Source organism: Brevibacillus reuszeri, assembly GCF_002897295.1.
Lineage (GTDB): Bacteria > Bacillota > Bacilli > Brevibacillales > Brevibacillaceae > Brevibacillus > Brevibacillus reuszeri_A.
The window spans coordinates 251,930-259,300 of the sequence record NZ_BEXF01000010.1; the positions used below are offsets into that span (position 1 = coordinate 251,930).

Sequence of the window (7,371 nt, forward strand, 5' to 3'; positions counted from 1 at the left end):
CTGCTATGTAAAGGATCGAGAAAAGCTACGATTCAATGGGAGGGACACATGAGAAAAATTTCGTTAGCTTGCAAGGGAGGACTATTAACATTCGCTGGCATCGCTGCTCTAGGTTGTTCGGCCGTGTTTGCACAGGTCACTGTCAATATGGAGGAAACCCAGACTGAATTACCAGCTTATTTTGAGGATTATCCTTTTGAACGACGCTACATGAGCGATGCCTACATGGGGAGAAATTATCAGCTGGTTCAGCCGTTTAAGTCCATGTCTGCTAAACGTATATTCGGTATCAGCAACAGACAATTTGAAAAGTATCATGACTATCTTTTCGTAATTGATCAACAAAATCGCTTGTATTTATCCACAGATAATAAGGCACCTGTACAAATCAAGGAGCTGACAGGAGCGAAAGAAGTGTACACTTCCACGTACGGAGGGTACTACGTCCAATTAGTGAATGGCTCACTATGGTATGCTGATTTTGCAAAGGAAGGCTCGAAAACTTACCCAAAGCCCAAGCAGGTCGAAACAAAAACCAAACAGGTCGTTCTGGAAAAGGTGGATTATGGAAAAGAGGGCTACTTCATCATTGACGGCAACGATAACCTTGTTTTCGTGGATAGAAACCTGACGCGAAAAATGATCGATCAAGACGTTGCTCAGCTTGGAGCTGTTTTTGATCTCATGCCCCCTTATCCCAAAAATGATGAATTTTTCAATGGGATCTATTATGTGAAAAACAATCAACTATGGGCTTATACCCCATTTCAGGAATCCGAGAAGCAACTGATATGTGACGAGGTCACGCAGCTATCTGATCGCTATTTTTATTGGAAGGACAGACATCGTAAGGTAACAGAAGTAACTCCAGGCTTTCACTTGGAAAGCTTTCTAATTGAGAAAGCCAAAAATCTCCCGTCCGCCTACAAGCAAGTGACATTTCAAGGTCCTTTCGGATATGCACGAGCCGAAAATGAAGAAAGGAAAGGACTATATACGTATATTATCCAGGAACAAGTAATGGGTGAGAGTGTGGTAAATGACACAAGGACTTTCCCCGATATTTTTGTAAATCCGTGGAGAACGTTACCTGAACTCCAAAATATTCGCGATCTTACTTCGAATAACCAGCAGCTCTTTCTCTTAAATGAAAAAGGACAGGTATTTTCATTAGGAAATGGGCAGTTCCACAAAGTCAGCCCGTGACTACGCCAATCCACTGAAAAGGCAGCTGAATAGTTCGGCTGCCTTTTCTAATCTAACAAGCAGTCCACTTCCATAAAACGGAAAATCGTCATAGAACCATCATATATCGCCGGGAGACGAAACTCAGTCCGTGGTATCGTAAAATTGCAACAGCCACATGCTGGGATCCGACTGTCACCCTCTTTTGACACCATCGGCTTTTTCACACAAGATTTGGACAGCATGCAATTGGCATGCTCCCATCTCCTTCCTGACTGGCACCCCTTTTCCTCCGATAAAAAACCTGTACTTGGTGTTCCAAATGGTGTGTATATGAGTTTTATGTCCGATGAGGTTAGACTTGCCTTTGAACACCAGCTTCAATCACTGAACAAAGCTGGATACACTATTCGCCATGTTGATATGCCATGGGAGGATGCTTTCCTGGCTGGTGATCCCATGATTCGAATGGTTCAAGGCGAAATGGCTCAGATCCATGAAGCCTGGTGGATTTCACCTTCTCAGGGAGGTGTAGCACCAAAAGGGTTTGAAATAACCGGTTGGTCAGGCATGACCGCAATCTGGTCGTACGCGGGACTCCCAACGTTCAGTGTGCCATTCACAAAAATAGACGGATTGCCTCTGGGCCTGCAATGTATTGGGTGTTTTGGAAATGATGAAGCCCTGCTATTTTGGACAAAAGGGATAAAAATGCCGCCCAGCACTCATAGCCAGGCGGCGATCCTCCTCTTTCCTTACTTGACCTCGTTCAGACGCTCTTCCAAACGATCCCATGTCTCGGTAATGCCCTGCAGCATACCCATGTCCATCACGGTCTTGAGAGCCTCTGCTGATACGTATTCACCGCGATTGACCAGCTTCGTCTTACCGTCTTGCTCGATGAATTCCAGCGTGACGTCGGTAGATGGCAGCTCCGGGTTTGTATTACCCTCTGCATCCGAGAAATAATCCGTGTAGCTGATCATTTCTGGCTCGGCAATTTCCTTATAAACACCTTTGCCCCATGATTCCATGCCGTAAAAATCGCCTTGGCTCTGATCTACGCATTTCATGCAGTAGTGCCAAACACCACCCGGACGGAAATCAACGTTGCATACCGGAATCTCCCAGCCCCTCGGCCCCCACCAGCGCTTGAGATGCTCAGCCTCTTTGAACATTTGGAACACGAGCTCGCGCGGTGCGTCAAAAACACGCTCCAGCACCAGTACCCGATCGTTTTCTACCCTTGAAACCATTGCATTTTTAGACATTCTAACTCCTCCTCTTGAATGATCTTATGGTTTTTCCTTGTTTTGCAGCTCACGCAAGTATTCTTCCAAATTGTCGAACCTGTCCTCCATGACGCGCTGGAAGGATTTCGCCCAAGCATCCAATGCTTTGAACGGCTCTGGTCGGAGCTTGTAAATCCGCCGGTTGGCTTCGGCCTTCACTTCCAAAATCCCGCTATCACTAAGCACCTTCAAGTGCTTTGAAGCCTGGGGCTGACGAAGCTCCAGCCGTTCAGCAATTTCCCCTACGGTCAGTGGGCCATCGCGCAAGAGTTCGACGATATTCAATCGATTCGGTTCCGCCAAAGCGTTCAGAGTCGTCATGTCCATGCCCGGATTCATCCCTGACATGTCACTCACCTCGTTCAGTTATGGTCTCCCGGTATCATATCATCTCCTTCATCAGTTTGGTCATCTTCTTGTTGATTTAAATATACACCGTAAGGAATATTCCTGCAAAGGAATATTTTAAAATAAAAAATGACACCGGATTTACCCGATGCCATTTTCCACCGCGATATTTAAGCAGGAACCGTATTTGTCGGTTCTTTTCGGGAAGCGGGCTTCGCCGCAAAATACAAATAAACAAAGGCCGCAGCACATAAAAGTGTAATGACCCAGACGAGGCCAGACGGAATATCGTTCCACAGACCCGTCATGGAAAGAAAGGCAGGAATAGCTGCCGTAACCCAAGACTGAATTAATGTAACGAAGCCCGTATATCTGCCAATGTCTCGCTTCAATCCTAAAAGAATAAAGAACAAAGTCCAGAGAAATGCCCACATCAACCAAATTATGCCGAACTTCATATCTCCAAAAGTGATGAAGTTGACGAGCGAAAACCCGATGGCAAGAATGGCGACCCACAGTGAATACCAGCCGACGCCTGTCGTATCAAGATTGCATAGATTGGTGATGCCTACGTACAAATAGGTGAAGCCAAACAAGAAGATTCCGGCTGCACCTAAAATAGCAGCAGTATCCCCACCAGCAGTCATGATCAGGTAAAGCGGAGTAATGACTTGCAGAACACCAACAAACAGATTAAAAATGCCTGCACTTTTTCCTTCCACCTTGCCTAGCAGCATGATGCTGTTGAGAAACAAAACACCTCCGACGTACAACAACCCTACATTTGACAACGGCATCCCTTCCTTTGACGCCTCAGTGCCCCACCATCCATGGGCGCTTTTGGGCGTGTTGATGGGTATGAGTGTGCTTCCCATGTGAATGACCGTGATGTGAGCAGCTCCCTCCTTCATGGGAGTGCGATTCTCTCTTTACAATTTTTGGTTCTACACCTCGTTCAATCCGTTGACGTAAAGCTTGCGGTGTAAAAATCAGACCCGGAGCAGAATACATCCGCTTCGACTGTTGCTGGCAATTCGGGCAGTCTACGCTATCTGTTATTTCACTAATTTTCAACCACTGAATGAACGGACCACACTCTTCGCACAAAAAATCGTATCTCGGCATCGTATCTGCTCCTTTACTGAGTTACTGATATGAACTGACTGCCATTCGGACGCTATGGGCAGATGTATTTTCGCCCCACCTGACCTTTATTTCGGCAAAATGTTTCGATCGAAGATACTTGTCGGAATCGAAAGCGTGCAGCATGCATTCGGGATATCTACAACCCCTGCGATTCTTCCTTCAACAGGTGCCGTACCCAGCAGCATATATGCCTGTTCTCCCGTAAAGCCCATCGCTGTTTTCAAATACTCGATGGCATTCAGGCACGCGTTGCGATAAGCGACATTCGTATCCATATAGTATTGCTGTCCAGTCGTTTCGTGGACAGAGATGCCTTCAAACACGAGGTATTCAGAATAGTGTGGCTCTACGGGGCCTGGCTTGAACACGGGATTGTTAATAATGTTGTACTTCGCCATCCCGCCCTTGATCACATCTACATGTAAATCCATCCAGCCGGCCATTTCGATACCGCCGCAGAAGGTTACCTCTCCATCCCCTTGTGAGAAGTGTAGGTCTCCCATCGACAGCTTTGCTCCCTCAACATGGACAGGGAAGTAGATTCTTGTTCCTTTGGAAAGGTTTTTAATATCGCAGTTTCCGCCATTTTCACGCGGTGGCACTGTACGTGCAGCTTCCCTGGCAATTCGCTCAAACTCTGCGCCTTGCAGCTTTCCAAGCACCGCACTATGAGAAGTTGGCAGATTCGCAAGCGGTGGGACACGTTCTGGATTGGTTGAAACCAGATCGCGCTCACGTCTGTTCCATCTGTCCAGCAATTGATGGGAGGGCGCTGTACCAATCAAGCCCGGATGGATAATGCCTGCGAACTTGACGCCTGGCAAATGACGGGAGGTCGTATAAATCCCATGGAAGTCCCAGATTGATTTCGCCGCTTCAGGATAATGGTCGACGAGGAAGCAACCGCCATTTTCTCTGGCAAAAATGCCGTTAAAGCCCCATTCCGAGCCCTGCAAAGCCCCGATATCCAAAATATCGACCACTAACAGATCGCCCGGCTCAGCACCGTTGACCCACACCGGCCCGCTTAAAACGTGTACGCGGTTAAGGTTTACATCACGGATGTCTGAGGGATCGTCGTTGTTTGAAATTTGGCCGTCTGTCCAGTCTTTACATTCAATCCGAAAAACAGCTCCCGGGTTGACCGATACTGTAGCTGGAATATCTGGATGCCATCTGTTATGACCCGGTGTTTCCTGTTCCTCCATCGGCTTGTTCAAGTCAACGCGAAACAATACTTCTGGCATGCTACTTCCTCCTTTGTCTTCCGCAGATTCATGAGCCTTACACAGAAAATAAACAAGCAAAAGACATGCCAACAGCTTTGTCTTACTCTGCTTTTTGGAGAGCAGTGCATTATCTCGCATAAAATGAAATTTCCTACTAATTTCGAGCGTGTGATGACCGTATAATGGAAGTAAGAAGGCTGTTGCAAAATACATCAGTCACCCCTTTGGCTAGCTCCCCGTTTTCCCACCACATCCCTTGCCCAACACCATCGCCTGGTAGTAATCTCGCTTTTTGTTTCAAAATCGGACACTTGTCGCAAGATCGGACAACAATCACATGCCATGAAGGGATGCGATACAAATTATTGAAGTCGGCGTGCTACTCTCGTTAACTGGGACCCCATCCGACATCAGGCGATCACAGCACCGCACAATCTCTCAAGCCTTGGTTCATCCAGACCTCACCCAAGATGCAGCTGTCCTTCCCTTTTCCTTTGTCGTTCGAGATATCCAATCTGATCCGTTTGTTTGTGCTACCCAGGTCATTACGCTAGCCCAGCAAGGCATCAAGCTTTTTTGGGGAGTCATCACTACCCCCTGCATGCAAATCATCCTGCCGATTCTTCAGCAGTACGGCTGCCATTTATTCAATCTTTCCTTCCAAGAAAAAAAAGGCTCGTCCTCTATCGTTATCCATCAAACCGACTATCTCGACACGGGAAAGCTAGCAGATGCTATAACGCACATCGCCTCCCGCAATCCAACAGAACTCGTCCCAACCCAGCAACCTCCCCCCGAATCCGTGCCTGATTGGAAAGCGCTCCTATTCGCATGGGGTGAACAGAGCCTGGAATACATAATTGCCATAAGCAACACACGAGTCGTGCTCTATGCGAATCGTCCTTCACGCGAGCAATTCTCCCTGAGGCCAGGGACGATTCTGGAGGAGGAATGGGAGGAGCAGCTCCTCAACTTGTGGACAATCGAGACACTGGACGTGGGCGAGAACGCAGCGTATCGTCTCTTACTCATGCGTCCGCGAGCTTCCTTTCACTCCAGGCCGATCGATCCCTTCCCAGCAATCGCGACAAACAGTCCACAGTACAAAGCTCAGCTGAAAACGGCTTCGATCGCCGCTTTATCTGGGTCAAATACGTTGTTGCTGGGAGAAACAGGCTCAGGAAAAGAAGTGCTTGCGCGCGCCATTCACGAAAGCAGCTCGCGTAAGAATGGACCATTCATTGCTGTAAATATAGCGTGCTTGCCACGCGATTTGATTGCCAGTGAATTGTTTGGATATACAGACGGAGCGTTTACCGGAGCTAAAAAAGGAGGATATATCGGGAAATTTGAAGCTGCCAGCACGGGAACGCTGTTTCTGGACGAAATTGGTGAGATGCCGATAGACCAACAAGTGCTGCTGCTCCGCGTGCTCGAAGAACGTAAAGTAATGAGGCTGGGGTCCCATGATGAAAAACAGTTGGATGTACGAATCATTGCTGCCACCAATCGCCAGCTGGATGAAGAAGTAGAAGCAGGGCGGTTTCGTGCTGACCTGTATTATCGGCTGAACGTTTTACAAATTTGTATTCCCCCTCTGCGTGATCGAAAGGAAGACATCGCTCCTCTGGCTCACGTTTTCCTAAAGCAGCTCCATGAGCAGTACGGTGCTGGACCCACTGGCATTTGTGATGATGCAGTGCTTGCTCTCTCTGAACACTCGTGGCCCGGTAACGTTCGTGAGCTGCGCAATATGATGGAACGAGCCTTTTTGCTTGCTTTTCATGAACCGGTGATCACGGCTCACCACCTCCCAATCGAAAGGCATGCTCCAAAGTCCGAAAAGGGTGCGACGGTAGCAGCTCCACGGGCACAGGAGCATTCACTTTTGCGAGACGTAGAAAGGCAAACGATCCAGCAAGCACTAAGTGAAGCTCACACTCTCAGTGCAGCAGCCAAAAAGCTGGGTTGCGCCAGAAGTACACTCTATCGAAAAATGAGAGAGCTCGGTATTGGTCAATTCAGCTAAGTTCAAGCTGCGGACAATCGAGTAGGAGGGGGTGACTAACCCCCGACCTCTCACACCACCGTACGTACCGTTCGGTATACGGCGGTTCATCTAAGTTTGACGTAAAAGAAAATACCTATCCTTAAGACTCTTAAGACCTTCG

Annotated in this window: 7 protein-coding genes; 2 read left to right on the top strand and 5 right to left on the bottom strand. The window is 47.9% G+C overall.

What is annotated here, in order from left to right:
* Positions 1-48 precede the first annotated feature (48 nt).
* Positions 49-1,206 (top strand): hypothetical protein, encoded by a 1,158-nt coding sequence (locus C3B52_RS18030; RefSeq protein ID WP_103107782.1) that lies wholly within the window; start codon positions 49-51, stop codon positions 1,204-1,206.
* Between the two features lie 734 nt (positions 1,207-1,940).
* Here C3B52_RS18030 and C3B52_RS18035 read toward each other — a convergent pair.
* The 5 genes from C3B52_RS18035 to fmdA all read right to left on the bottom strand — a co-directional run bounded on the left by C3B52_RS18035 (position 1,941) and on the right by fmdA (position 5,218).
* Positions 1,941-2,456 carry an SRPBCC family protein gene (locus C3B52_RS18035; protein WP_103107783.1) on the bottom strand — a complete coding sequence of 172 codons (516 nt, stop codon included), beginning with the start codon at positions 2,454-2,456 and terminating at the stop codon, positions 1,941-1,943.
* A 24-nt stretch (positions 2,457-2,480) separates the two neighbouring features.
* The gene (locus tag C3B52_RS18040) at positions 2,481-2,825 is read right to left on the bottom strand and encodes an ArsR/SmtB family transcription factor (RefSeq protein WP_049738409.1); all 345 of its coding nucleotides are present in this window, start codon (positions 2,823-2,825) and stop codon (positions 2,481-2,483) included.
* A gap of 170 nt (positions 2,826-2,995) precedes the next feature.
* Positions 2,996-3,736, bottom strand: a complete 741-nt coding sequence (locus C3B52_RS18045) for an AmiS/UreI family transporter (RefSeq protein WP_235615766.1) — start codon at positions 3,734-3,736, stop codon at positions 2,996-2,998.
* Positions 3,639-3,950, bottom strand: a complete 312-nt coding sequence (locus C3B52_RS18050; RefSeq protein ID WP_103107785.1) for an FmdB family zinc ribbon protein — start codon at positions 3,948-3,950, stop codon at positions 3,639-3,641. Before C3B52_RS18050 ends, C3B52_RS18045 begins: the two co-directional genes overlap by 98 nt.
* An 86-nt stretch (positions 3,951-4,036) precedes the next feature.
* On the bottom strand, positions 4,037-5,218 hold the full coding sequence (gene fmdA, locus C3B52_RS18055) for a formamidase (RefSeq protein ID WP_103107797.1): 1,182 nt from the start codon (positions 5,216-5,218) through the stop codon (positions 4,037-4,039).
* Positions 5,219-5,576: 358 nt separating this feature from the next.
* On the opposite strand from fmdA, the gene C3B52_RS18060 reads away from it, so the two are divergent.
* Positions 5,577-7,229: a sigma-54 interaction domain-containing protein gene (locus C3B52_RS18060; RefSeq protein ID WP_235615767.1), complete on the top strand. Its 1,653-nt coding sequence runs from the start codon at positions 5,577-5,579 to the stop codon at positions 7,227-7,229.
* Positions 7,230-7,371 lie beyond the last annotated feature (142 nt).

Bases quoted from the DNA above. Each gene is read 5' to 3' on its own strand.
- C3B52_RS18030 (WP_103107782.1), top strand. From the start codon at position 49: ATGAGAAAAATTTCGTTAGCTTGCAAGGGAGGACTATTAACATTCGCT.
- C3B52_RS18035 (WP_103107783.1), bottom strand. From the start codon at position 2,456: ATGTCTAAAAATGCAATGGTTTCAAGGGTAGAAAACGATCGGGTACTG.
- C3B52_RS18040 (WP_049738409.1), bottom strand. From the start codon at position 2,825: ATGTCAGGGATGAATCCGGGCATGGACATGACGACTCTGAACGCTTTG.
- C3B52_RS18045 (WP_235615766.1), bottom strand. From the start codon at position 3,736: ATGAAGGAGGGAGCTGCTCACATCACGGTCATTCACATGGGAAGCACA.
- C3B52_RS18050 (WP_103107785.1), bottom strand. From the start codon at position 3,950: ATGCCGAGATACGATTTTTTGTGCGAAGAGTGTGGTCCGTTCATTCAG.
- fmdA (WP_103107797.1), bottom strand. From the start codon at position 5,218: ATGCCAGAAGTATTGTTTCGCGTTGACTTGAACAAGCCGATGGAGGAA.